This window comes from Bifidobacterium ruminantium DSM 6489 (genome assembly GCF_000770925.1).
GTDB classification, from domain to species: Bacteria; Actinomycetota; Actinomycetes; order Actinomycetales; family Bifidobacteriaceae; genus Bifidobacterium; species Bifidobacterium ruminantium.
On record NZ_JDTK01000025.1, the window covers coordinates 1 to 24,726 of the forward strand.

At 57.9% G+C, this 24,726-nt stretch carries 21 protein-coding genes; 5 read left to right on the forward strand and 16 right to left on the reverse strand.

Features of this window, described 5'->3' with window-relative positions; translation table 11 throughout:
• Window positions 1–416 precede the first annotated feature (416 nt).
• The 7 genes from OU26_RS08410 to OU26_RS08440 all read right to left on the reverse strand — a co-directional run bounded on the left by OU26_RS08410 (window position 417) and on the right by OU26_RS08440 (window position 7,303).
• Entirely contained in the window at window positions 417–1,466 is a 1,050-nt protein-coding gene (locus OU26_RS08410) for an EcsC family protein (protein ID WP_051592921.1), read from the reverse strand.
• Between the two features lie 35 nt (window positions 1,467–1,501).
• Window positions 1,502–2,116 carry a DUF4230 domain-containing protein gene (locus tag OU26_RS08415; RefSeq protein ID WP_237743787.1) on the reverse strand — a complete coding sequence of 205 codons (615 nt, stop codon included), beginning with the start codon at window positions 2,114–2,116 and terminating at the stop codon, window positions 1,502–1,504.
• A gap of 155 nt (window positions 2,117–2,271) precedes the next feature.
• Complete coding sequence (locus OU26_RS08420) at window positions 2,272–3,447, reverse strand: SPFH domain-containing protein (RefSeq protein WP_026646362.1); 1,176 nt, start codon at window positions 3,445–3,447, stop codon at window positions 2,272–2,274.
• A gap of 59 nt (window positions 3,448–3,506) precedes the next feature.
• Complete coding sequence (locus OU26_RS09745; protein WP_051592920.1) at window positions 3,507–4,112, reverse strand: hypothetical protein; 606 nt, start codon at window positions 4,110–4,112, stop codon at window positions 3,507–3,509.
• Window positions 4,113–4,204: 92 nt separating this feature from the next.
• Window positions 4,205–5,080: a DUF6591 domain-containing protein gene (locus OU26_RS08430; protein WP_026646361.1), complete on the reverse strand. Its 876-nt coding sequence runs from the start codon at window positions 5,078–5,080 to the stop codon at window positions 4,205–4,207.
• 385 nt (window positions 5,081–5,465) lie between these two features.
• On the reverse strand, window positions 5,466–5,693 hold the full coding sequence (locus OU26_RS08435) for a hypothetical protein (RefSeq protein WP_026646360.1): 228 nt from the start codon (window positions 5,691–5,693) through the stop codon (window positions 5,466–5,468).
• Window positions 5,690–7,303 (reverse strand): Y-family DNA polymerase, encoded by a 1,614-nt coding sequence (locus tag OU26_RS08440; protein WP_026646359.1) that lies wholly within the window; start codon window positions 7,301–7,303, stop codon window positions 5,690–5,692. The genes OU26_RS08435 and OU26_RS08440 overlap by 4 nt, the downstream gene beginning before the upstream one ends.
• 239 nt (window positions 7,304–7,542) lie before the next feature.
• Between OU26_RS08440 and purF the strand changes: the two genes are divergently transcribed.
• The 3 genes from purF (at window position 7,543) to purD (ending at window position 11,463) form a co-directional block, all read left to right on the forward strand.
• A complete protein-coding gene (gene purF, locus OU26_RS08445; RefSeq protein ID WP_026646358.1) occupies window positions 7,543–9,057 on the forward strand; it encodes an amidophosphoribosyltransferase in 1,515 nt (504 codons plus the stop codon).
• 19 nt (window positions 9,058–9,076) lie between these two features.
• Window positions 9,077–10,111 (forward strand): phosphoribosylformylglycinamidine cyclo-ligase, encoded by a 1,035-nt coding sequence (gene purM / locus OU26_RS08450; protein WP_026646357.1) that lies wholly within the window; start codon window positions 9,077–9,079, stop codon window positions 10,109–10,111.
• Between the two features lie 89 nt (window positions 10,112–10,200).
• Window positions 10,201–11,463, forward strand: a complete 1,263-nt coding sequence (gene purD, locus OU26_RS08455; protein ID WP_026646356.1) for a phosphoribosylamine--glycine ligase — start codon at window positions 10,201–10,203, stop codon at window positions 11,461–11,463.
• A gap of 217 nt (window positions 11,464–11,680) precedes the next feature.
• On the opposite strand, the gene OU26_RS08460 is transcribed toward purD, so the two are convergent.
• The 5 genes from OU26_RS08460 to OU26_RS08480 all read right to left on the reverse strand — a co-directional run bounded on the left by OU26_RS08460 (window position 11,681) and on the right by OU26_RS08480 (window position 17,021).
• A complete protein-coding gene (locus OU26_RS08460) occupies window positions 11,681–13,753 on the reverse strand; it encodes an LTA synthase family protein (RefSeq protein ID WP_026646355.1) in 2,073 nt (690 codons plus the stop codon).
• Between the two features lie 147 nt (window positions 13,754–13,900).
• On the reverse strand, window positions 13,901–14,299 hold the full coding sequence (locus OU26_RS08465; protein ID WP_026646354.1) for a Fur family transcriptional regulator: 399 nt from the start codon (window positions 14,297–14,299) through the stop codon (window positions 13,901–13,903).
• 11 nt (window positions 14,300–14,310) lie between these two features.
• The gene (gene purK, locus OU26_RS08470; RefSeq protein ID WP_026646353.1) at window positions 14,311–15,486 is read right to left on the reverse strand and encodes a 5-(carboxyamino)imidazole ribonucleotide synthase; all 1,176 of its coding nucleotides are present in this window, start codon (window positions 15,484–15,486) and stop codon (window positions 14,311–14,313) included.
• Entirely contained in the window at window positions 15,470–15,967 is a 498-nt protein-coding gene (gene purE / locus OU26_RS08475) for a 5-(carboxyamino)imidazole ribonucleotide mutase (RefSeq protein WP_026646352.1), read from the reverse strand. The genes purK and purE overlap by 17 nt, the downstream gene beginning before the upstream one ends.
• A 52-nt stretch (window positions 15,968–16,019) precedes the next feature.
• Window positions 16,020–17,021 carry a zinc-binding dehydrogenase gene (locus OU26_RS08480; RefSeq protein WP_026646351.1) on the reverse strand — a complete coding sequence of 334 codons (1,002 nt, stop codon included), beginning with the start codon at window positions 17,019–17,021 and terminating at the stop codon, window positions 16,020–16,022.
• A gap of 174 nt (window positions 17,022–17,195) precedes the next feature.
• Between OU26_RS08480 and OU26_RS08485 the strand changes: the two genes are divergently transcribed.
• Window positions 17,196–19,100 carry a 1-deoxy-D-xylulose-5-phosphate synthase gene (locus OU26_RS08485; protein ID WP_026646350.1) on the forward strand — a complete coding sequence of 635 codons (1,905 nt, stop codon included), beginning with the start codon at window positions 17,196–17,198 and terminating at the stop codon, window positions 19,098–19,100.
• Window positions 19,101–19,216: 116 nt separating this feature from the next.
• Here OU26_RS08485 and OU26_RS08490 read toward each other — a convergent pair whose 3' ends face one another.
• Genes OU26_RS08490 through OU26_RS08500 form a run of 3 tightly spaced genes read right to left on the reverse strand, consistent with a single transcriptional unit; the run spans window position 19,217 to window position 22,632 of the window.
• Window positions 19,217–20,728 (reverse strand): ABC transporter permease, encoded by a 1,512-nt coding sequence (locus OU26_RS08490; protein WP_026646349.1) that lies wholly within the window; start codon window positions 20,726–20,728, stop codon window positions 19,217–19,219.
• Window positions 20,729–20,730: 2 nt separating this feature from the next.
• Window positions 20,731–21,903, reverse strand: coding sequence for a COG1361 S-layer family protein (locus OU26_RS08495; protein WP_033499080.1), 1,173 nt, complete (start codon window positions 21,901–21,903; stop codon window positions 20,731–20,733).
• A 51-nt stretch (window positions 21,904–21,954) separates the two neighbouring features.
• The gene (locus OU26_RS08500) at window positions 21,955–22,632 is read right to left on the reverse strand and encodes an ABC transporter ATP-binding protein (protein WP_033499084.1); all 678 of its coding nucleotides are present in this window, start codon (window positions 22,630–22,632) and stop codon (window positions 21,955–21,957) included.
• 339 nt (window positions 22,633–22,971) lie between these two features.
• Between OU26_RS08500 and OU26_RS08505 the strand changes: the two genes are divergently transcribed.
• Entirely contained in the window at window positions 22,972–23,403 is a 432-nt protein-coding gene (locus OU26_RS08505; RefSeq protein ID WP_026646346.1) for a hypothetical protein, read from the forward strand.
• Between the two features lie 196 nt (window positions 23,404–23,599).
• Here OU26_RS08505 and OU26_RS08510 read toward each other — a convergent pair whose 3' ends face one another.
• Window positions 23,600–24,556, reverse strand: a complete 957-nt coding sequence (locus tag OU26_RS08510) for an SPFH domain-containing protein (protein ID WP_033499081.1) — start codon at window positions 24,554–24,556, stop codon at window positions 23,600–23,602.
• Between the last annotated feature and the right edge of the window lie 170 nt (window positions 24,557–24,726).

The following is a 24,726-nucleotide window of genomic DNA, read 5'->3' on the forward strand; positions in this document are numbered from 1 at the left end:
AAAGGTGCCACAAACAAGAGAACAAGCAAATCCCAACCCCCGGAATCTGCCACAAACAAGCGATATAGCGTCACGCTCCAGCCTGATCACAAATCAAAAACCTGCTTCTCTGGGCGGAATAGCGCCCACATGGGGATAAACCCTATAACCGTCTGAAGGATCCCAACAAAAAGCAGGATGCTTGTTCGTCACTTCATAATCGCTGACCAGTGCTTGACATGTACGGCGTCTACACCACTAGACGCTCGAGCCTAACCTTCTCTCATATGGCCCATGAACTTGCGCTGACAGCAGTTTTTCGAGCCAGCATCATAGACAAGTCAACAACAGCCAAGCATGGTCGAGATTGATGTCACCGGCGTATTCAATGACTGATGAATGTCCGCAGGAAGGAAGTCAGTCGAGAGAGGATCTGTTCAATGGTCTTCAACCGATGCATCAACAGTTTCGGCGATGTCATCGGATGTCAACTGAATAATGCGTTCCTCTTTCTCCACTAGAAAACGCTTGCGGTAGAACTTCTCGGCATAGTCAAGAATGACGTTCATCTGATAGGCATCAAGCCCAGCTCCAATCACGCCTCCGATGACGGGTACCGCTCGTTGCGCGGTCTTCAATGTAAGCTTCCGACCTACCTGTTCAAGAACATTGGCATACACTGTCTTTTCAAGTGTCTTCCGTCCGGCGTTCTGCACAGCCTTCTTTGCGGCATTGTTGGCAAGTGCCCGCATCTGCGCCATAAGCAATGGCAGACCGGCATGCTGAGCCATTGCCGTCCAACTCTTTTTAGCCGCTTGCTTGACTGCCGCCATTTCTCCGGCAACCATGATTTTCCCAATCATCGTAGAAAGCTCACCGGAACCAACGAACCCCGGACTCATCGCGTTCATCAAAACGGCTGACGCGATTTCCATCTCCTCAGAGTCATTACGAACATCGTATCCGTACATCATGGCTATGTTCTGCACCGCACGAAAATACAGAAACGTGCTGGCTGCCAGATTCGGAATCAATCCAACCAAGCCAACCGCACACGTTGCGCCGCCTTCTGCGGCCGCAAATCCAAGATTCCAGTTCTTGACATCATCAACGGCTTTGGCAATGTCATATTCCCTCATGAGGCATACTTCACCCAATGAAAAAATCTCGCCATCCGTATGGACTTTGTTCAACCGTTCGCAGACGTTGTCCTCGTCGATGGTATATCTCACAGCCTGCTCTTCAAGCTTCGCATACGCCTGGACCACATATTCCATAATCCGCGTGTAGAGCTCTGCTTGGGAAACGGCAACACCCATGGTATCGGCAAAAGACTTGACCTGATCGGGAATAACTCTGGCAATCGCGTTGCCCGCTTTTTGCACAGGCCCAGGTTCAAGCATCTTCTCGTAGTCACGCGTCACTTTGTCAAGACGTTTCTTCTCACGCAAATCAAGAATCGGAGAAGGAACATAATATTCAGTCATCGGATACTTCTTTCAACGGTAAAAGCGCTTATCACTTACTCGCTTGCAAGCTGGACCTGGACCTTGTAGCCGTCCGCTTTGGCGATTGGCGAATACGCCTTCTCCACGATTTGCTTGGCCTGCTTATCGGCTTCCTGCAAAAGCTTGCTCTTGGAGGCCTTATCAGCTGCCGACTTCTTGGCATGCTTCAACGCTTCGGCAGTGTCCGCTACCCCATTGCCATTGAACAACGAGCTCTCCGAGTCGAAGAAGCGCAACGAGTCGGGATCCACCGACACGGATTGCAGCGTGGCCTTGGGCAAGGTAATCGAAATCGTGCGAGTGTCGTCATGCACCTTGATATCAGCCTTGGCCAAGTCGACGCCAGCGCGAATCTCATAGCTATAGAACATCGTGAACTTCTTCTTGTTCACATGGGCGATCTTCCCCTCAGAGAATTTCTCGAAGCCGTAGTCGTTTTCCTTGGCGGTGGTCAGGTCCTGCATCGTCTGCAGCTGACGGGAGACAATCGTGGTGGTGATTTCAGGCTCAGCCTTCTTCGGATTGAAGATTCCCCCTATCTTGCGGTATCCGATGATAGTTCCCACCATGATCACTACGACAGCAACAATGATCGCAATCACCTTCGCCTTGGTGCTCATGCTTCCCATCGGATTCCTCATAGAACTCTTTCTGGAACTCCTAGGCATAATCTTCTTTTTTTCCTCGATATTCCCTATGCCGGCATACAGCATACGCGACACACGATCAAATCCACAATCGCACATCGACATAGAGATACCAGCAAATAACAAACCATCGGATTTTATAGACCGAGAATCTGCTTCTTCTTGGAATCGAATTCATCCTGAGTCAAGATCCCCGCGTCAAGCAGTTCCTTGAGCTTCTTGACCGCATCCAACTGTTCAACGACCGACATGGACGGCGCCGCAGCAGTAGAAGTCTGCCGCTGTGCCGCCATAGGCTGCTCCGCAATCGCGGGATTGGTCTGCGCTGCGGTCATCGGATTAATCCCCTGCGCAAAAGCCGCGCCGAACATCATCGCGCCCGCATCACCAAACCCATGCTCCTCCACACCATGCGCGATCTTCTGCTGCGCCGCCACATTCGAAGCATGCTGCGACACATCCTCATACGCCTTCAAATCCATCTTGTTGGCAGAGAACTTCTGTACAAGTTCACGCGAGGCATCCGAAAACTCGATGTTCTCGATGCCGATTTTCACGATGTTGAAACCGAAGCGCGCAGGCCATGTTCCCGCATTCTGCCCATCATTCGCCACCTTGACCGCAATGTCATTCGCCTGCGCGGGCAACTGCGAAATTCTATACTGCGTCGACAACGCATTCAACGCCACCGTAAACGACTGCAGAAACTCCGCTAGAATCTGCGAGCGCGCCTGCGGATCGTCGAAAGAGTACGACATGACGTTCGCCGGCACGAAGTTACGCACGAATCTCACGGGATCGCCGATCTGGACAGAGAACGAACCATACGCGTAGATCTCCAAATCGGTGCCGTAGAACAGGTCGTTGTACATGAGCGGACCACGCGTACCGAACTTGATGTCGCGGATTTCGCGAAGATTGACGAATTCGATTTTCTTATAGTCGGAGCTGATGCCGCCGAACCCGATGCGATCACCCATCTGCTTGAACAGCGCACTGCCGATGCCATCGCCATCGAACACGCTGTCCTGGCCATCATAGTATTCGTAACCGCCCGGCTGGGCGATGATGTTCTCGATGCCCGATTGGCTGAAGATGAACGCGGCCGTGTTTTCCGGCACGTAGATCTTCGAGCCATTGGTGATGACGCCTTCCGAGCCGCGCCCATTGGAACCTCTGCCGTTGTCCGTATTACGCATGATTCCTGGCGCCACGGCAGTATGCCCATCGAATGGACCGGCCGTGATGATGTCTTTCCACTGGTCGGCGAAGGTTCCGCCGACCGCTCCGCCAATCGCCCGCAAAATGCCCATATCCTAACCTTCCCTGTTTGCCAATGCCATGATTTTCCGCATGTTTCCACAATCGTCGTCTACTGCAGCGTCTGCTCGGTATCGCAATAACGGCACCGCACGTTCGTGCCCTGTCTGCCGGTGAGCGGCGCCCTGCAGCCGACGCATTTTGATGTCACGGTTTTTGCGGAGCCATCATCCAAGTCCCGTCCGGAGAACGTCTTAGTGAAGGAATCGATGGTTCCTTTCAACGCGCCCGCGAACATCTCCACGCCGAAAATGGTCTTACGCAGTTTCGCAGCCTCCTCGGAAGGACGTCCCGTCAATTGCCGACTGATGGCGTCAAGCCATTGTGCGACTGCCCTTTTGCTTGAATCCTTGGAGTCCTTACGGAATTCGAATGACACGGTGCTGTCGATGAAGAACAGGTCAAGCTTCGCGTTGTAGGCACCTTCCGTGTATTTCGCCTGAGCCACGCCGTCGATCGTCTTCAGGCGTGAGAGCGGATACGTGTCGCTTTGCCGAGCTCCATGTCCGATAAGTTTGCGAGTCTCCCACGTGTATACGATGTTCCGGTTGGTGAGCAGCAGTTCACGACCTATTTGACCGCTGGGATCCCCGCATCGGCGGACGTCACTATCCGACAGCACCTTCGTCTCGTCCGGACCGTACCGGTAATCCTCCATATTCAACTCCTTCCGATATTCGGCGCCCCATCCAAGGAAGGGTTCCGCAGCGCGCATCCGCGCCACGGAACCCTGACCAGTCCGAACGTCGGCTACTGCACCGACGCCAGTTTCTGGGTGACACGGCCGAGCACCTCAAGATAATACGCATCGTCCGCGGAGCTCAACGTGCTTTGGTCGATGGAATCCATCTTGGTCATGGTGTCGCTGTACTGCTGCATCATCTTTGTGTAATCGACAAGCATGTCTGCGGAGTAATTCGAATCCTTGTATTTCTTCATGAAGTCGACATACTGGTCGAAGAACTGCTCATAACTGTCCATCGTGGCCTTGAAGTTCGGATCGACCTGGGATGCGTTGCCTTGTTGCGGCTGCTGCTGTTGCGGCTGCTGAGCCTGCTGGGAATCCTGAGGGTCTTGGGTGTTCTGGGACTGCTGCTGATCCTGCTCGTTGGTATCAGCATCCTTGGAATCGGAGTCGGCGTCCCCGTCAGTATCCTTGTCGGTATTGTTATCGGATTTGGAGGAATCAGAGGAAAGCGATGTTTCATCTTCCTTCTCCAATGCTTTCTGATGCATATCTTCCGCGACCATTTTTCCACCCATGATCACTATGCTGAGCACGGTGATGCCAATGGCGATATACGTGTAGATGCGTTTCTTGCTTTTCGGGCTTTCGCGCGTGTCCAGAAACGCCAGTCCGCTGAACAACGCTGGAAGAATGGCGAAGACTACGATGAGCGAAACGGATAACGTCGAGCCATCGCTAATCAGCGCCAGCAGCAGATAAATCACCGCAAAGACAATAGCGATTACCGGCTTTTTCGTTTTCGGTTCCGCGGCTTTCGGCTCCTGATCCGCATTTGCGAGTGGAACATAGGCCGACGGCTGTTGCGCCGATTCCGCCGGATCCGGCATCGACACCCCGCCACCGGCAGTCGTCGGCTGTCCGACCTGCGGCATCGTCATCGTGGGTGTCTCCTTCAAGGCGTTCCAGTCCGCGTAGGCATTCGGGGCATGCAGTTGGGTCGTGGATTCCCGGGACGGCTCCGCAGAAGCGTCCGGCACGGGCCCAGCGGACGATGTCACCGGAGATATGGGCTTAGTTGGATTCTCTGGTTTCGCAACGTCCCCCATACTCTGCGGACTCATGATTTCGGTGGACTGTCCGTCAACAGGTTTCTGCGGTTCTGGCCGCGATCCATCATTGGAGGCCATGATCTTCCCTTTCTCTTATGGCTGCGCGGTGACGGCAGCGACGCTGTACGCCCATTATCCGCGGCCTCGCAGGAAGGAGATTCAGTTGGCACCGGAATTTCTCTCAACACCCTATTGGAAAGAGGGGCGCAGTTCATCAGGCGGGAAGATAGCCGTCGGAGAGATCGACGGGCGTGTTGGCACGTTCCACGGCTTCACCACTGGCCTGCTCGGTCCGCTTGATAATGTCGTCGTAGCCGGTCAGGGCGGCGAACGGCATGAACTGGGCCGCACGATTGTGCATGCTCATATGCGCATGTGTTTTCGAACGGTGGTGCGGCAAATCGATGATGTCGTCGTAGCGATGCGTTTCGGCGAGACTCATGCCGCATGACCTCCAATCTGATGGTTGCGTTGCTGTCCGGTCGCGTCATCGAACATGTCCATGGCTTTGATGACGGAGTTTCTGCCGAACTTGCGTTTGATGTCGAGCAGCGTCCGTTGCATGTGGAGCTCGGCCTCCCTGTCTTTCAGCCTTCCCGAACGCTCCGCTTCCGGCATGGTTCCACCGCCGGAAGCAACATTTCCGGACGAGGCATCCAATGTCTCGAACAGATCAGGCTGGACGTATTCGGAATCGTCGGACTGACGATCCTCCAGCTGATCGACCTCCAGCAGATCAGCGGCGATCGCATTCAGACGGCGAATCAGCAGCCGATTGTCGACAATCGAGCGGAACAGGCCGTCCACGGCATCGCAGATGCTCGACGTCGCCGAAGTCGGCTCAGGCAATGCGATCGACCCCGAAGCCGGTTTGGGCACACGACGACCGTATCTGTCAAGCGAGACCGGACCATCATATGTCGCCGCCGCATGTTCGGCGACCGCCCTCCACCTGGCCCCATCCCTACCGAGCTTCTTCGGATCAAGGCTTGCCGTATCGTAACCGACCATCAATCCCACACGTCCGGCCTTCACATCCTTCGCCACCAAATCCAACGACAGCGCATCCGCCATTTCGCGCACTATCAGGCGAGCCGCGTCGAAATCGACGGGCTTCGTCAGCACCTGACCGGAACTCATGCTGTGTCCGGCCGGCCTGTACGCCTTGATATCCGCGATGGTGCACGGCTCCCAGCCCCACGCGTGATCGATAAGCAGCTCGGCGTTCACACCGAACATCCGATACAGCAGATCCTCGTTGTAATATTCGTCGGCCTTGCCGATCGAGCAGCGCGCGATATCCCCCATGGTCAGCAGCCCCTGCGCCTCAAGTTTCCTCGCGTACCCTCGGCCCACACGCCAGAAATCGGTCAATGGCCGATGATTCCATAGCAGTCTCCGATACGACATCTCATCGAGCCTCGCGATGCGGATGCCATCCTCACCAGCACGGATATGCTTGGCCACAATATCCATGGCCACCTTGGCCAGATACATGTTCGTGCCTATGCCCGCGGTGGCAGTAATGCCCGTCTGGGAGTGGATGTCGCGGATGATGTCGCGCGCCATCTCCTCCACACCCTTGCCATAGGCCCGCAGATACCCGGTGACGTCCATGAACACCTCGTCCACCGAATACACATGGATGTCCTCGGCAGACACATATCGCAGATAAATGCCATATATCTTCGCGCTCATCGCCAGATAATGCGACATGCGCGGTTTGGCTATGAACACCCCCGCGGCCAGATTCGGATCGGAGGCGAGCGCCTTTGCGTCGTACGACTCCCCCGTCAGGATGCCGCCCGGGGCAGCGGCCCGGCGGGCCGCATTGACTTCCTTCAGCTTGGCCTTGACTTCGAACAGACGGGCGCGCCCCGGCAGTCCGTATTCCTTCAACGACGGAGAGACCGCAAGGCAGATGGTTTTGTCGGTGCGCGACTGATCCGCCACGACCAGATTCGTGGACAGAGGAGGAAAACCATGTTCGACGCATTCCGAAGAGGCATAGAAGGATTTCAAGTCGATTGCCATATATGTCCGTTCGACCATGACGCTCCTTCCGTGCAATGGTCCGCATTGACGCGTTCCACACGCCAAAAACCGCGATTCGCCATTCGACGGATCCATCATATCAGAATATTCGAACGGTTGTTCGATTGCGTGTTCGTTTCCACACACAGGGGAACGCGCGGGAGGGACGCCCCGCGGCGCCTCGCTTGTAGCCTCCCGTTGGTAGGGTTAAACGGTAGCGAACCCCTTGTCTCCATGGTTTTGGAAGGAGCTTTGGCTTGTCAGCTGAACTCGAAGACATCCACGAGGAATGCGGTATTTTCGGCGTTTGGGGCCACTCGGACGCCGCCCGACTCACCTACTTCGGTCTACACGCGCTGCAGCATCGCGGTCAGGAGGGTGCCGGCATTGTCTCCAACGATAATGGTCATCTCATCGGTCATCGCGGAACGGGTCTGCTGACCCAAGTGTTCAGCGACGAACGGGAAATCGAACGCCTGAAAGGAGACAAAGCGATCGGCCATGTGCGTTACGCCACAGCCGGTTCCGGCGGCACCGACAACATCCAGCCGTTCATCTTCCGCTTCCATGACGGGGATATGGCGTTGTGTCACAACGGCAATCTCACCAATTGCCCCTCCTTACGCCGCAAGCTGGAGAACGAGGGAGCGATCTTCCATTCGAACTCCGACACCGAAGTGCTGATGCACCTCATCCGTCGTTCCAGCAAGCCCACGTTCATGGACAAGCTCAAGGAAGCGCTCAACACCGTGCACGGCGGCTTCGCCTATCTGATCATGACCGAACATGCCATGATCGGCGCGCTCGATCCGAACGGATTCCGTCCGCTGTCCCTTGGCAGGATGACGAACGGCGCCTATGTGCTCGCTTCCGAGACCTGCGCGCTCGACACTGTCGGAGCCGAACTGGTGCGTGACATCCGCCCGGGCGAGATCGTGGTCGTGGATGACGCTGGCTACCGCATCGACCGTTACACGGATCAGACCCAGCTGGCCATCTGCTCGATGGAATTCATCTACTTCGCACGCCCCGATTCCAACATCTACGGCGTGAACGTGCATTCGGCCCGCAAGCGCATGGGCGCGCGCCTGGCTCAGGAATCCCCCGTCGACGCCGATATGGTCATCGCCGTGCCGAACTCCTCCCTGTCGGCGGCTTCCGGCTATTCGGAGGAGGCCGGCCTGCCGAACGAAATGGGTCTGATCAAGAACCAGTACGTGGCACGCACCTTCATCCAGCCCACGCAGGAGCTGCGCGAGCAGGGCGTGCGCATGAAGCTGTCCGCAGTGCGCGGCGTGGTCAAGGGCAAGCGCGTGGTCGTCATCGATGATTCCATCGTGCGCGGCACCACCTCGAAGCGCATCGTGCAGATGCTCAAGGAGGCCGGGGCGGCCGAAGTGCATATGCGCATCAGCTCCCCGCCGCTGAAGTACCCGTGCTTCTACGGCATCGACATCTCCACCACCAAGGAGCTGATCGCGGCCAAGAAGTCCGTCGACGAGATCCGCGACTACATCGGAGCCGATTCACTGGCGTTCCTGTCGCTCGACGGCTTGGTGGAATCCATCGGCCTGGGAGCGGACGCACCGTATGGCGGCCTGTGCGTAGCCTACTTCAACGGCGACTATCCGACCGCCTTGGACGACTACGAAGCCGACTTCCTGAAGTCGCTCACTCCGGAGGATCGTGTCCGACTACCCGAATTCGCCCTGTACAAGAGCAAGTACGAAGGCAACGAGTACACCACCACTTCACCCCAAGAAGAACACTGAGACCCAAGAAAGGTTTGATATGCCAAAAGCATATGAAGAAGCCGGCGTAAGCGTCGAAGCCGGTTACGAAGTCGTCAAGCGCATCAAGTCGCATGTGGCGCGCACCAATCGTCCGGGCGTGGTCGGCGGCATCGGCGGATTCGGCGGCCTGTTCGATCTCGCCTCCCTGGGTTACAAGGAGCCGGTGCTGATTTCCGGCACCGACGGCGTGGGCACCAAGCTGGTCGTCGCCAAGATGGCGGGCAAACACAGCACCATCGGCATCGACTGCGTGGCCATGTGCGTCAACGATATCGCGGCCCAGGGCGCGGAACCGCTGTTCTTCCTGGATTACATCGCCTGCGGCAAGAACGATCCTGCCCTGCTTGAGCAGGTCGTATCCGGTGTGGCCGACGGCTGCGTGCAGGCCGATTGCGGCCTGATCGGCGGCGAGACCGCCGAGATGCCGGGCATGTACGACGAGGACGAGTACGATTTGGCCGGTTTCGCCGTGGGCGTGGCCGAGAAGTCCGCCATAGTCGATGGTTCCTCGATTGTCGAAGGCGACGTGCTGATCGGCCTTCCCTCCACCGGCGTGCATTCCAATGGCTTCTCCCTGGTACGCAAGGCCCTGTTCGAACAGGCCGGATACACCGTCGACACCCAGCTGGATGAGCTCGGCGGTGAGAAGCTCGGCGACGTGCTGCTCACCCCCACCAAGATCTATGTCAAGACGCTGTCCCCGCTGTTCAAGGCCGGCGTGGTCAAGGGCGTCGCGCACATCACCGGCGGTGGCTTCATCGAGAACATCCCGCGTATGATCCCCGATGGTCTCGCGGCGCATATCAACCTCGGCTCTTGGCCGGTTCTGCCGATCTTCGACGTGCTGGAGAAGGCCGGCGAAATCGACCATATGGAAATGTTCAACATCTTCAACATGGGCATCGGCATGGTGCTGGCGGTCAGCGCCGAGGATGCCGACAAGACCATGGAACTGCTCAAGGCCAATGGCGAGGCCGGCTACGTGCTGGGTGAAATCGTCAAGAAGACCGGCGAGGACGTCGAACTGCGATAGACGAACATACGGGGGTGACCGGAACGGCCACCCCCGATTATTTCTTTGGCTTTTCAAGGCTTTCCCATAAGGGATTTACAGGAGGAAAAATGAAGGTTCTGGTCATTGGTTCCGGTGCACGCGAACACGCCATCGCCCACGCGCTCATGCGCGGTGGCAGCGTCAGCGAGGTCACCGTGGCTCCAGGCAATCCGGGTATGGAGCTTGACGGCATTCGCACCACGCAGCTCAACCCGTCCAACCATGCCGCGCTCATCGATTTCGTGAAGAACAATGGATACGATTGGGTGTTCGTCGGCCCCGAGGTGCCGCTTATCGAAGGTATCGTGGACGATTTCACCGCCGCCGGCATCAAGGCTTTCGGTCCGAACAAGGCCGCCGCGCAGATCGAGGGTTCCAAGGACTTCGCCAAGCAGCTCATGGAGCGCCATGGCATTCCGACCGCAAAATACCAGACGTTCGATGATTTGGAACGTTCCACCACATACGTGCGTGAGCATGGCGCGCCGATCGTCATCAAGGCCGATGGGCTGGCCGCAGGCAAGGGCGTGACCGTGGCGATGGACGAGAAGACCGCCATCGCGGCTCTCGAGGACATCTTCGTGGATCACCGCTTCGGCAACGCCGGAGCGAAGGTGGTCATCGAGGATTTCCTTGAAGGACAGGAATTCTCCCTGATGAGCTTCGTGAACGGCACCGATTTCTGGCCGATGCCGATTTCCCAGGATCACAAGCGCGCTTACGATGGCGACAAGGGTCCGAACACCGGCGGCATGGGCGCTTATAGCCCGGTTCCGCAAATCGGACAGGATGTGATCGACACTGCCATCGAAACCATCGTCAAACCGACTGTGCAAGCTATGGCCGACGAAGGCACGCCGTTCACCGGCATTCTGTACGCGGGTCTCATCGCCACCGCGGATGGTCCGAAGGTCATCGAATTCAATGCGCGTTTCGGCGATCCGGAAACCGAAGTGGTGCTGCCGAAGCTCACTTCCGACCTTGGCGCCGGCATCAACGCCATTCTGAACGATGAGACCCCGGAATTCACTTGGGATGAGGACAATGCCACTCTCGGCGTGGTGCTCGCTTCCGACGGCTATCCGACCAATGTGGTCAAGGGTGCCGCGATTCCTGAGATCACGGTAGATGACGATTCCCATGTCTACTATGCGGGCGTCGCACGTGGCGAGCATGGTCTCGTGGCCAACTCCGGTCGCGTGCTGCTGGTCGAGTCCTCCGCTGCGGACATCAAGGCCGCGCAGGACAAGGTCTACGCGATCATCGACAAGCTCGACACCAAGGGCATGTTCTACCGTCACGACATCGGTTTCAAAGCGCTGAATGCGTGATGATGGTGTGTTGGCTGCGCTGAACCAATAGCCGTTGAGGGGGCTGTTCCAATAGTTTGGAACAGCCCCTCAACGTTTTAAGATTTGTGCGGCAGGCGCGTCGTCGCCCACCACACCCCTGCCGTAACGAGGACGCGCGCGAATTCCACGCGGCACGACACGAGGGCGTACAAAGGTACGTCGAGTGTAGTGCCGTGCGGAAGGCGCGCCGTCCTCGTTACGGCAGGGTCATGAACGAGGTGTTTTTCAGATAATTCTTCCCCGTGGTGATGTCGTATTGGATGAGCCGGTAATCGGCCAGCAGCTGTTTGGTTTCGGCGTCGAAATCGTCTTCGGCCATGGGCTCGCCCTTGGAGTTCAGATAGATGTTCTGTCCTTCGGGGATGCGGTCCCAGCCTTGGATGTTGTTCACGACCGGCGGTTCCATGGCGGAGATCTTGGAATGCATTTCGGTGAGGAACGCCAGGTATGGGGAGACTTTGGCATCCATGTGCTCGGCCGCCTGGGCCACGAAGAAGTTCGGCGACGAGTATTCGGCGTTGTCGATCTTGTTGCCTTGCGTGCCGGAGGCTTTGTTGGACCAGATGAAGTAGTCCGTCTGATGCAGGGCCAGTGAGTTGTCGTCGTCCGCGGATGCCGAGGAGTAGATACCAGGCAGATGGTCGCCGTAGAAGACCACGGTGACCGGCTTGTCGAGCTTGTCGAGTTCGCTGAGGAATCCGGCGGTCGCCCCATCCGTCAGGGACGCGCCCTTTTGGTAGGTTTCGATGGATTCCTTCTCGCCGTCCTTCAACGGCTTTCCCGTGGTGGAGGAGGCTTTGAAGTCGTTGTGCTTGTACCAGTCATGGTAGGGCATGTGGTTCTGCATGGTGATGACTTGCAGGAACTGGTTCGACTTGGTTTTCCTGACTTCCTCCAGCGTGCTTTGGTAGGTGGCCTCGTCGGAGACGTACGGCGAATCGTCGATCTTGTCCTGATGCGAGATGACGTCCGGCCCGGTCAGCGTGTAGAAATGCGAGAAGCCGAACTTCTTGTAATTGGTGGCGCGCGAATACATGGACGACTCGTACGGGTGCAGTCCGATGGAGTTCTTGGACGCGCCCCACATCTGGTTGATGGTCGGCGTCCAATGCTCGCTCGGCACCAGCTGCTGGTATGGGCTGGTCAGTGAGGAATCGAAATTCGCCATGCTCAGACCGGACAGTCCCATGTATTCCAGATTGGCGGTGCCGCCGCCGTATCCGGAGGACAGCATCAGGCCGGACGTGGTATTCTGCTTAATCTTGCGGATGTTCGGTATGGAATCCTTGTTGACTTTGAGTTCCGGTACGCGTGACGGGTCGGAGAAGGATTCGGACAGCACGTAGATGACGGTGCTGTCGGTCATGTTCGCGGAACGTTTCGCGTTGATCTTCTTCGCGGCCTTCTCATAGCGTGCCGCGACCTGCTTCATGGTCTCTTCGGAATAGTCGTCCGGCTTGACCATGACTTTCGGGTTGAGCTGACGGGTGAACGCCACCAGCGGCCCGTTGCGCTGGGCGTCGTATACGGAGTCCCACATGGAGGGCTTGTCCCCCATGACGGTGGCGAAGCCTTTGGCCCACGAGCCGACGGTGCTCACCTGCATCGAATACAGCGTGAAGAACAAGCCTGGAAGCAGGATCAGCAGCAGTCTTGCGATCGCGTTCACGGAACGGGATCGCTTATCGGAGCCGCGAAACAGTCTGCCGTGACGCGCGTCGAGGCGGTTCAGGAAGACGAACAGCGCCACGAACGCGGCAAACGCCGCCACCGCGATCAGAATGGTCCATTGCGCGCCGGACGGCATGAAACTCATCAAATTGCCGGCGTCGGCCTTCAGAAAGTTCAAATCACTTGGCAGAATCGCCTCGTATCGTATTGAAACCTTGAAATGCTCAATCACGGCGACGATGAACGTGACTGCCAGAAAAACCGGCGTGGCCACCCAGAAACGATTGGTGAGCATCAGCAGAATGACATACAGGACGCCCCATAGGATGAGGTTCAGCACCGCCACGAAATTGGCGCTGGTGAACATCTTGCCGACGAATCCCCAACCGGTGAGCCACATGTTGTTCGACAGCTGCACACGCGTCGCGGATTCGCTGACGCCGATCTGCAACGCAGCGACGCCCGCCGCATCGAACAGGACGAACAGCACACCGTAAAGCCATCCCGGGAATTCCTTGCCCGTCTTCCTGGCCGTCGGATCCACGGTGGCGATGCTGAGCTCCTCAATCGGCTCGTTTTTCGTTGTTGCTTTGGTCACGCATAACCCCACTTAGCTTGTTTGCAATGCCCTATTGTCATATACGCGTCTGGAAAAGACAACGCCGGTCCGGTTTTCTTTACGATTTATGCGATTGCTTTGCGCCGACGGCGATGGGAACCGTCCGGAGAATACGTCACGAGACCGTCATTTGTCCGATTTCCGGCAGTCCGCGCACAATCCGAACACTTCCAGCGTATGGCGTTCGATGGTGAAGCCGTATTTGTCGGAGATGCCTTTCAGCCAGCTTTCCGAAGGCGATTCGATCTCCACCGTCTTGCCGCAGCCGGTGCAGACGAGGTGGTGGTGGTGTCCGTCGTCGCCGCACAGGCGGAACAGCTGCTGGCCGTCGAGGCGGACCGTGTCGGCACGGCCCGCCTCGGCCAGGGCGTTGAGCTGCCGGTATACCGTGGCGAGGCCGATATGCTCTCCACGATCCTCCAGCTTGCGGTGCAGTTCCTGCGCGGAGATGAATTCGTCACAGCCGTTCAGCGCGTCGCGGATGGCGTCCTTCTGGCGGGTCTGCCGCACGATATGTTCACTCATTGCTTGCGATGTCAGGCTTTCTTCAAGTCGTCCCAGCAACCGGTGGCCTCAAGGTCGGCCACGGTTCGGGCTGTGTCGTCGGTCAGCACGGTGATGTGGCCCATCTTGCGGTCGTGGCGCACCTCGGCCTTGCAATAGTCGTGCACGTTCCATTCAGGATGGTCGGCGATGAGCGCGCGTGTCGGCGCGACATGCTGGCCGAGCACGTTGACCATGACGGCGGGCTTGAGCAGCTGCGGCTGTTCGAGCGGCCAGCCGGCAATGCCTCGGATATGCGCGTCGAACTGGTCGAACGAGCATGCCTCGATGGTGTAATGGCCGGAATTGTGTGGTCGCGGAGCCAGCTCGTTGACGATCACCTTGTTGTCCCTGGTGATGAACAGTTCGATGGCCAGAATGCCGGCCAGTTCGAAGCCCTTGGCCAGCCGCAACGCCAGTCCGTGCGCCTCCTTGGCGACGCTCTCGTCCACTTCGGCCGGCGCGATGGTCATGTGCAGGATGTTGTTGCGATGCTCGTTGCGCACGATTGGGAAGGTCACGTAGTCCTTGCCGTTGCCGGCGACGAGGATGCTCGCTTCGAACGCGAAGTCGACGAATCCTTCCAGAATGCTCGGCGGGAAGCCGCCGCCACGGTCGGCGCGGGCGCGCACCTTCTCCAGATCGGCGTCGGACCTGAGCACGGTCTGGCCGTGGCCGTCGTAGCCGCCGGAACGGGTTTTGAGCACCGCCGGGTAATGGATCTCGTCGAGAGCCGCGTCGAGCTCCTCTACGCTGTTGACTGCCTTCCATGGTGCGGTGGGCGTGCCATGGTCGTTGATGAACTGCTTCTCGTTGACGCGATCCTGGGTGACGCGCAGCAGGTCGGTGCCCTGCGGAGCCGCCGCGAGGGAACGCACCTGGTCGATGGAGTCCGCGTCCACGTTCTCGAACTCGTAGGTGAGCACATCGGATTTCTCAGCCAATTCGCGGATGGCGGTGATGTCGTCGTATTCGGCGGTCACTTGGAAATCGGCCACCTGCGCGGTCGGGCAGTCGGGAGTTGGATCGAGCACGCCGATGCGGAATCCCATATAGCGTGCCGACAGGGCCATCATGCGCCCCAGCTGGCCACCGCCGATGATGCCGATGGTGGCTCCGGGCATCAGCCGCTCGACGCGACCGTTGGTTTCCTCAGACAAGCTGGGCATTGGATTCAGCCACCTTTCCCTTCAGGGAGTCACGATAATCCTGCAACGCCTTGGCCAGACGCTCGTCGGTGGTGCTCAGAATGCTCACCGCGAGCAGGCCGGCGTTGGTCGCTCCCGAATTGCCCACGGCTGTGGTGGCCACCGGAATGCCTCCCGGCATCTGCACGATGGACAGCAGCGAATCCCAGCCGGACAGGGCGTGGGAACGCACCGGCACACCGATGACCGGCAGCGTGGTCTGCGCCGCCACCATGCCCGGCAGGTGTGCCGCTCCACCTGCGCCGGCGATGATGACCTTCAGGCCGTTGGCGCGGGCGTTGTGCGCGAACTCGCCCATCAGTTCCGGTGTGCGGTGCGCGGAGATCACCTGCTTCATATATGGCACCTCGAACTGGTCGAGCATCTCGCATGCGTGCTTCATGGTCTCCCAATCGCTCGCCGATCCCATGATCACCGCGACTTCAGGCTTGTTATCTGCCATCAAGAACCTCCGAAGATATACGTAAACAACGTGTTCCAGAACACCGCTTACTTTACTTACTTGGCTCGATGTGCAGCACGACCTTTCCGAAAACGTCACCTTCGTCCACTCTCCTGAACGCCGTCGGAGCGTCGGCGAGCGCGTATGCGGAGTCGATGACGGGATGCAGGTCGGCGTGTTCCACGAATCTGAGCAGTCGTGCGAAATCCTCGCGGGAGCCCATGGTGTTGCCCTGCACGCGGATGTCCTGGAAGAATATGCGGGTCAGTTCGGCTCTGGGCTGGTCTCCCGTGGTCGCCCCGCAGATGGCGATGGTACCGCCGGGACGCACGGATTTAACGGAATGGCTCCACGTGGCCGCGCCGACGGATTCGATGACGGCGTCAACCTTGCGGGGCAGCCTTGCTCCGGTTTCGAAGGCGGCGTCGGCTCCGATGGAGGTGGCAAGGGCACGTTTCCTCTCGCTTCGGGAGGTGACGAACACCTCCAGCCCGGCGGCGTGGGCAAGCTGGACGGCCGCGGTGGAAACGCCGCCGCCGGCTCCTTGGATGAGCACCGTGTCGCCCGGCTTCACGTTGGCGGACGTGAACAGGAGCGAGTAAGCGGTCAGCCAGCTGGTGCCGAGCGTCGCCGCCTCGTCGAGACTCAGGTTGGCCGGTTTGGCGAACACGTTGGCGCTGGGCACCTGGGTGATCTCGGCCATGGTGCCCGCGTATTTTTCGGACAGGATGGTGCGGCGCTCCCCCGGCATGACGCCCGCGCCATCGGTGCCGACGAAGGTGTAGAGCACCACTTCGGAACCGGCTTTCAGCCCTTTGCGAACAGGAATGTCCTCTTCGAGCACACCGGCGGCGTCGGTGCCGAGGATCATCGGCGTCTGGTCGGCGGAGAGTCCCACTCCTTGCAGACTCCAGATGTCGTGATGGTTCACGCTCGCCGAAGCAACGCGTATATTGCTCCAAAACGGCTTGTTTTGGGGTTCTTCGAGTTCCCCCACCCTGAGTTTCGACAACGGATCCGCATAATCGGTCCCTGCTGCGTATACGGCTTTCATGTCTGCGCTCCTTTGCGGTTTTCAGCGATTCGCGATGTCGGATGACTTCTCCCATTGTGCCGCAGTTGGGTAGACTTTGCGGTCATTTGCCCGCGAACACCCCGCAAGGGCATACGGTGGGATACGATTTTCCGCGGTAAGAAGATAAGGTTCAGGGAAGGACAGTTGCGCATAATGACCGCTGGCATACTGGGTTCGATTCATACTCCGGCGGATGTGCATGCCCTTCCCCCGCAGCGGCTACGTGACCTGTGCGCTGAGATTCGCTCCACACTGCTGGAATATGGCAGAAAGCACGGCGGCCATATCGGTTCCAATCTTGGCGTTGTGGAGCTTACCGTGGCTCTGCACCGCGTATTCGATTCGCCGCGGGATCGTTTCATTTTCGACGTTTCCCATCAAAGCTATGTGCATAAGATGCTTACCGGCCGGGCCGAAGCCTATCTGGATGAATCGCATTTCGACGAGGTGACGGGATTCACCAATCCATCAGAAAGCGATCATGACTCCTTTGTGCTGGGGCACACCGGAACATCCATTTCGCTTGCCTGCGGTCTGGCCAAGACGCGCGACATGCAGCGCGCGGCGACGGGATCAAGCGGCATCGGCAACGTGATCGCCATCATCGGAGACGGTTCGCTCAGTTCGGCGATCGCCTTTGAGGGGCTGAACAACGCCGCGGAGCAGGGCGGCAATCTCATCATCATCGTCAACGACAACGAAATGTCGATCGCCGAGGATTTCGGAGGCATGTACGGGCAGCTCGCCAAGCTGCGCGCATCGGACGGCACCGCCGAACCAAACCTGTTCAAAGCGTTCGGATTGGACTATCGGTACGTGGAGCAGGGCAATGATGTGGATGTCCTGGTCGATGCGCTTGGCAGGCTCAAGGACAGCGACCACCCCGTCGTACTGCACATCCACACCACCAAGGGTTTGGGATTCAGCACTGAGACCATGTCGCGGAATGGCTCCGATGGTTGCAGCCAAACCAATCCGCAACCGCATGCCGGCCAATGCGAGGCGAATCATTGGCAGGATCCGGACAGCTCGCTCGGCAAACCGCTTGACGCGCGCAAATACTATGGGCAGATGGCCATGGCCTCGTTGGAACGACGGTTCGCACAGGAACCGGGATTGGTCGTCATATCCCCCGCGACTCCGGGGTCGAACGGCATCACCCGCGATTTTCGCGAACGCGCCGGCGCGCATTACGTGGATACCGGCATCACCGAAGAGCATGCGGCCGCGTTCGCGGCAGGCATTGCGAAAGCCGGCGGCCGACCGGTTCTGGCCACGTCCGCCACGTTCTTCCAACGCATCTACGACCAGCTGCAGCAGGAACTCGCGCTCAACCATGTTCCGGCGACGCTGCTGATCTTCGGTGCCGGCATTTCCGGCACGGACAACACACATTCCGGCACATTCGACATGACGATGTTCGCCAATACGCCCGGCGTGACCTGTCTGGCGCCGACCGGCGGAGAGCAGATGCTGGATATGCTGGCATGGGCTACCGGACCGTCCGATCATGGCGTGGTGGCCATCAGAATGCCCGGCGAGCAGATCCTCGCCATGGAACGTTCCGCCAGCATGGCGTTCGATCCGTCCGAACGGGCCGACGCGCATGAGACATCCGTCGATATTACGGGCGATTGCCCCTTCATGCGGTATCAGATCGTGCGTCCGGGACGTGAGGTGGCGGTTATGGGCTTGGGCAACACGATGCCGCTAGCCGCCGAAGTGGCCGGCAGGCTGTCGGATGATGATGGCATCGACGCGACGCTTATCGACGCGTTGCAGTATTCCACGATGGATGGCGAGCTGTTGGATGTGCTCGCCGACGGTCATCGTGTGGTCGTCACCCTGGAGGATGGGCAGCTGGAAGGCGGTTGGGGTGAGAAAGTGACCGCTTTCTACGCGAATTCCACTAATCCGAAAGCAGCCACTGTGCATGCGCTCAATTTCGGCGCATCGAAAGAATTCACCGATCGTGTGCCCCTTGCCGAGCTTGACGAACGTTACGGGCTGACTGTGGAAGCGGTGGCTGATCGCATTCGCCGCGTGTTGGCCCGTTAATCACGCAACTAGCCGGCACCGTCAAAAAATCGACAGGGAACGTTGAACAATCGCGAAATGCCGGCCCCACTGAACAGCACATGGCCGACCATAGGCATTATTGTCAATCGCAATCGCTATTGCTCGTTCTTGATGGCGTCCAACGCAGGAATCTTCACAGCCTTATTAGCTGGCCCAAAACCGGCGAGTATGCCCACCAGAATCGAAAACAGCACGGCCACGACAAACAACCACCATGGAATCACGGAGATTCGGCTCACGTCGTCACCGCCCATAATCGCTTTGCCTACGTTTTCCATACTGAATCCACCAAACGACAGCAGATTGATGCTCAGCGACCCCAAGGCGGAAATCAGACAGGCGATAAGTCCACCGACCAGACCGATGGCACCTGCTTCACATAGGAACATCGTGCGAATATCCTTCACATAGCAGCCGAGCGCCTTCATAATGCCGATTTCCCGAGTGCGTTCCGACACGGACATAATCATGGTGTTGGCGATGCCGATGGCCGCCACCAGGAATGACACCGCGCCAATGCCTCCCAATGCGAGCTGGATGCCACGACTCTGCTTTTCAATCTCCTTGCGGGTCTGTTCGAAGGACGTGGTTTGGTAGCCAGACATTTTGATCTGCGCTTCGATACCCGGCACATCCTTGATATTTTGAGCGTGCACCACCACTTGATCGTAGTTTGTTTTGGTCCGGCTGGTGGTATTGGTTTTGCCGTCGATTTTGGCCTGCAATGTGTCCATATCCTCCAGCGACATGACTACACCGGAGCTGAATGCATCGTAATTATTGGTTGAAGCGTCCAACACACCGACCACGGTGAGAGGCATGGAAACCACAGGATTCTGCGAACTGGCAGTACCATCGCCGTCGCCTGAATCGGTGGAACTCATCGAAGTGCTGCCTATTTTGCGGTAATCGTCAGGGCTTTGATAATCGGCTCCGGTAATCAAATTGAGTTTCGTGGTCAGTACGTCGAAGAACGGCTTCTCCCCCTCGCTCTCCTTGCAACCGTTCTCATCGCACTCATAATCACCGGGAGCGATACGCCTGGAGTCATCATCGGAACGATACTTATCCATAAACTGGTATGCCGCGTATTTGCCGAGCAATACTTCTCCGGCACGCCTCGGCATACGCCCTTGAACGAGCTTGTATCCCGATGCTTCAAGCTGGGTCATATCCGTACCCATCACAGAAGCATATTGAGCCACGTATCGGGATCCGGCTCCCGCAGTGAGATCCACGGTGCTCTGCGCCGACCGCTGTGGCATCACGGCTGCGACGCCTGAAATGCCACGGAACGTCTGTACCGCAGCATCGTCAAGCTTGGCCTGCTGATCCGATGATGTCATGTCCGACGAAGACAAACTCGACATACCGACGCCAGAGCTGTCGTACGCGCCCGAGCCGCCGGCAGCTGTGACGGTAATGTCGTTGAGATTGCCCATGCTCTTGAGCATCTGCTCATTCTGCTCGCTGATGCCTTGTCCAATCGAAATCATCAGGACGATGGAGCAGCAGCCGACGATCACGCCGAGCACCGTCAAAATCGTACGCGATTTGCGCCGCAGCAAATTCTGCGCGCAAGTATGTGCGATATCCGAAAATCGCATGCCTACTCCTTGACGGATGGAGTGGAAGATGACGTTGCGGATACGGAGGCGGCCGATGTGCCACCTGCCGTGGCGATTACCTGCGTCGGCGCATCGGCAGCCATGGCAGTAGATTTACCCTGCTTATCGGTTCCAAGATCGGCAGGCTCCCAATCCCAATCGTCATCATCGGCCGCCTGCTTTGCCTTCTTACGGCGGTGACGGACCACCAATACGACCGTCAGTACAATCACGACGAGTGCAACAGCCGCCGCCACTATCCACACCCAGACCGGCATGCTCTGATCCTGGACGTCAACATCCGTATCGGAATCATCCGGAACAGGAGCTTCAACGGCATTGATTTTCACCGGAAATTCCTTGGTCTGCGGCTGTCCATCGGAATTCTCATACGTCACCGTCAGTTTCGCTTCGGTTTCGCCGGGCTTGTCCGCAGTGAATGCGAATCCAATGGAGCCGGACGCGCCGGACGCCACATTGCCGACGTACTGCTTGGCCTGCGTGGCGGTGATACCGTCGCCTTCAACGCTCGCCTCGACATTGGAAACGTCGCCCTTGCCCTTGTTCACGTAATCCATGGTGATAGTAGTTTCCTCACCCGCGTTGACGATATTGGGCACCACTGGATCGTTCAATTCAAAACGATCAGGCTGCGAAACGGGTACGGAAATTTTGATGTCGGAAGTGTTGGAGCTGCGTGCGGCACCGTCCACATACTCGTATTTGAAGCTGATGTCGATGCCCTGCGCGCCGTTTTTCGCACTGGCCAGTGTCTGCATCGGCACGGTCTGCGTCAACGCAGCTCCCGCATTCAGTGCATCGTAGTAGAACGTGTTCGTACCGCCGGAGATGGCAAAATTCTCACCGCCGTCCACGGTGACCACCATATTGCTCACCGCCACTTTGCCCATGTTTTGGAAGGTGAAACCGAGGTTGAAGGTGCTGCCGACCGCCACCGACCCGTCGCCATAGGTGAAATTGGTGATAATGATGTTCGGCACCGGCCCAGCAATCTGCTCAACACTGTTGTCCGCTCCCGCACCCGGAGCATCGGAAGTATTGGCACCATCTTCGGCGAACGCCGTCGGCACAATGCACACCAACGTGATGGCGACCACCGCCAATAGTGAGATTGCCCCGTTGAGCAGTGTTGCGATTCTTGTGTTGTTGCCCATGGAAGGCCCTTCTGTTGTCGTCATAGTTGTCGATATGCGTTGTCATGAATGTTACGTAAGCCGGTCGCCGATGATGCGGCCGTCAAGAAGTGTGACGATGCGATCGGCGTATTGCGCCATATTGTCGTCATGTGTGACGAGCACGATGGTCTGGTTGAAATCGCGTGCGAACGAGCAAATCATATCCATCACTTCGGTTTTGGTTTTGGAATCGAGATTGCCGGTCGGCTCGTCGGCGAATACCACTTGCGGACGTGTCACGAAAGCGCGGGCGATGCCAACGCGCTGCTGCTGACCGCCAGACATCTGGGTCGGATAATGGTTCATGCGTTTGCCAAGGCCGACCCGCTTGAGCATGGCACGCGCGATCGTCTCGCGTTTACGCTTCGGCACGCCTCGGAACATCAGTGGCATGGCCACATTCTCGATGGCATTGAGATTGGGCAGCAGATTGTACGACTGGAACACGAAGCCAAGGTGCTTCTGCCTGAATTCGGCCAGCTGCCGTTCGTCAAGCCTGCTGATGGGCACACCTGTGATACGTACACCACCTTTAGTTGGTTTTTCCATGCCGGCAAGCTGATTGAGCAGGGTGGATTTACCGGATCCGGACTCGCCATAGATACAGCAGATCTGCCCTTGCGGAATGGCGAGATTGACACGTTCCAGTGCTACGACGGTCTCATCGAGCACTGGATATTCCTTGCGTAGGTTTTTAACCTCGATAATGGGACCGCGACCGGTTTTCCCAGCGTTGGATGTGCTACCTACCGGCACATTCACCTCCTCGTTTTCTGGGAATATGTTGATAATTGCTCCTAAGTCTAAAGTGTTTCACCGCGCTTCGCCACCCTTAAGGGAACACCCTGAAGCCACGGTCCGCGCGTGCCTGAAACTCGAAAACCGTTCAAGAAACCCCGCCTGAACGATATGGAACATGTTGTTTCATGCCAGAATCCCTTGTTTCGTGCCAAATGGCAGTGAACCGTGAAACGACGAAAATAGAATGAAGGCATCGCAACGAATCGAAAACGAAGCTGAACGGTTCCATACCATGAGGGGGACATCATGAAACGTCGTTTCACACAAGCGGAGGTCTACTACCTCAACACCCTGCCCGCGGTGGAGCGGGCATCGATGGACCGCATCACCTATTCGAGGGATTTCCAGGTGCGTTGCATGGCGCAATACCTGCGGGGCAACGGTCCGACCAGTATCTTCGCCAGCGCGGGGCTCAACCCGAAGATCGTGGGCAGCAAGCGCATCGAGCGTGCCATCGCACGCTGGAAAACCGATCCGCAGATCATGCTGGAGGCGCAGTCGTTCGCCAATGAAGCCGCGGCCGATCAACGCGACCTGCTCGTCATCTCCCAATCCATGACCATCGCATGGCTGGAGAAGAAAGTCATGGATCTGCAGAAACAGATCCAATCCGTGAAGCAGCATGAGGCGGAACGCCCGTCCATGCCGGCCCACGGGGCGCTCATCGGACTGGAATAGCGTCCAGAAGCGTTCCCATGACAAGATGTGCGTCGTGGTACGGCGACGCACCCATACGCGATCCCTCCTTCCATCGTTTCCGCATTCTCCGTCACATTCACGCGGCTCCCCGATGGAAGGAGGGATTCGTTTCGTCTTTGGCCGCATACCCCGCGATTGGCGCATGCGGCCAAAGACGCCATTCGATCAATATTCGTCAGATACGCGGCACCGATGGGGCGGCCGTATGGGACGGCTTCGGCGTGTACGCGCTCCGTTCCGCGGTCTCGTTGGCCGTCATCATGGCCTGGGTGACCTGGCTGTACATGTCCTGGTATCCGCCGGGGGTGGATGCGGGCAGCACCACGGTCTTGGCATTGTCGGATTCGCTCAGCGAGCGCAACACGTCGAGATACTGGTTGAACAGCACCACGTTGTTCACGTCGCCGATGTTCATGCCGACGGCCTGCAGGCTCTTGATCTGGTCGACAATGCCGCTGGCGATCTCACGACGGTAGTTGGCCTGGCCTTCGCCCTGCAGACGGGTCTTCTCGGCTTCCGCGGCGGCCTGGGTCTCGATCTGGATGCGCTGGGCCTCGGCGCGCTGGCGGGTGGCCTCCTTCTCACGCTGGGCCGCGTTGATGGAATCCATGGCGCTCTTGACCTGCGGGCTTGGATCGATGGCGGTGATCAGGGTCTTGACCACGGTGAAGCCGAAACGGGACATCTCATTGCCGACGGTCTTCTGCACATCAAACGCCACATCGTCTTTGCGGGCGAAGGCGTCGTCGAGCGTCAACGCCGGAATGGCGGAGCGTAGGGCGTCCTCCATGTAGGAACGCAGCTGACCGGCCGGATCGCGCAGCTCATAGTAGGCGGTGGCCACGTTCTCCGGATTCACGCGGAACTGGGTGGAGGCCACGACGGTGACGAACACGTTGTCGAGTGTCTTGGTCTCCAACTGCACATTGAGCTGGTTGACGCGCATGTTGGTCTTCATGGCGATGCGGTCCACGAATGGGATGCGGATGTGGATGCCCGCGAATTGGACCTTGTTGAACTTGCCGAATCGTTCGATGATGTAGGCCTGCTGCTGCGGCACGATGAACAACGTGGACAGGAACAGGAATGCGATGATCAGCGCAATGACGATGAGTGCGATAAGGAAGCCCATGTCATCACTCCCTTCTTTGGTTTCTTTATCCCAAGGCTTTATCGATGCCTTTTCGTAAGTTCCGCAACCATTGCCGAACCTTGATAAAAATTTACCAACACATCGACCGTTTCCGCCCATTTTGTCCGCGAGATGGGCGCACCCTGTCCACGAGCCGGGCAGGGGGGGGG

Coding starts and splice junctions, on each gene's coding strand:
- OU26_RS08410 (WP_051592921.1), bottom strand. CDS start 1,466: ATGACTGAATATTATGTTCCTTCTCCGATTCTTGATTTGCGTGAGAAG.
- OU26_RS08415 (WP_237743787.1), bottom strand. CDS start 2,116: ATGGGAAGCATGAGCACCAAGGCGAAGGTGATTGCGATCATTGTTGCT.
- OU26_RS08420 (WP_026646362.1), bottom strand. CDS start 3,447: ATGGGCATTTTGCGGGCGATTGGCGGAGCGGTCGGCGGAACCTTCGCC.
- OU26_RS09745 (WP_051592920.1), bottom strand. CDS start 4,112: ATGGAGGATTACCGGTACGGTCCGGACGAGACGAAGGTGCTGTCGGAT.
- OU26_RS08430 (WP_026646361.1), bottom strand. CDS start 5,080: ATGACGATGCCGCAGGTCGGACAGCCGACGACTGCCGGTGGCGGGGTG.
- OU26_RS08435 (WP_026646360.1), bottom strand. CDS start 5,693: ATGAGTCTCGCCGAAACGCATCGCTACGACGACATCATCGATTTGCCG.
- OU26_RS08440 (WP_026646359.1), bottom strand. CDS start 7,303: ATGGTCGAACGGACATATATGGCAATCGACTTGAAATCCTTCTATGCC.
- purM (WP_026646357.1), top strand. CDS start 9,077: ATGCCAAAAGCATATGAAGAAGCCGGCGTAAGCGTCGAAGCCGGTTAC.
- purD (WP_026646356.1), top strand. CDS start 10,201: ATGAAGGTTCTGGTCATTGGTTCCGGTGCACGCGAACACGCCATCGCC.
- OU26_RS08465 (WP_026646354.1), bottom strand. CDS start 14,299: ATGAGTGAACATATCGTGCGGCAGACCCGCCAGAAGGACGCCATCCGC.
- purK (WP_026646353.1), bottom strand. CDS start 15,486: ATGCCCAGCTTGTCTGAGGAAACCAACGGTCGCGTCGAGCGGCTGATG.
- purE (WP_026646352.1), bottom strand. CDS start 15,967: ATGGCAGATAACAAGCCTGAAGTCGCGGTGATCATGGGATCGGCGAGC.
- OU26_RS08480 (WP_026646351.1), bottom strand. CDS start 17,021: ATGAAAGCCGTATACGCAGCAGGGACCGATTATGCGGATCCGTTGTCG.
- OU26_RS08485 (WP_026646350.1), top strand. CDS start 17,196: ATGACCGCTGGCATACTGGGTTCGATTCATACTCCGGCGGATGTGCAT.
- OU26_RS08490 (WP_026646349.1), bottom strand. CDS start 20,728: ATGCGATTTTCGGATATCGCACATACTTGCGCGCAGAATTTGCTGCGG.
- OU26_RS08495 (WP_033499080.1), bottom strand. CDS start 21,903: ATGGGCAACAACACAAGAATCGCAACACTGCTCAACGGGGCAATCTCA.
- OU26_RS08505 (WP_026646346.1), top strand. CDS start 22,972: ATGAAACGTCGTTTCACACAAGCGGAGGTCTACTACCTCAACACCCTG.
- OU26_RS08510 (WP_033499081.1), bottom strand. CDS start 24,556: ATGGGCTTCCTTATCGCACTCATCGTCATTGCGCTGATCATCGCATTC.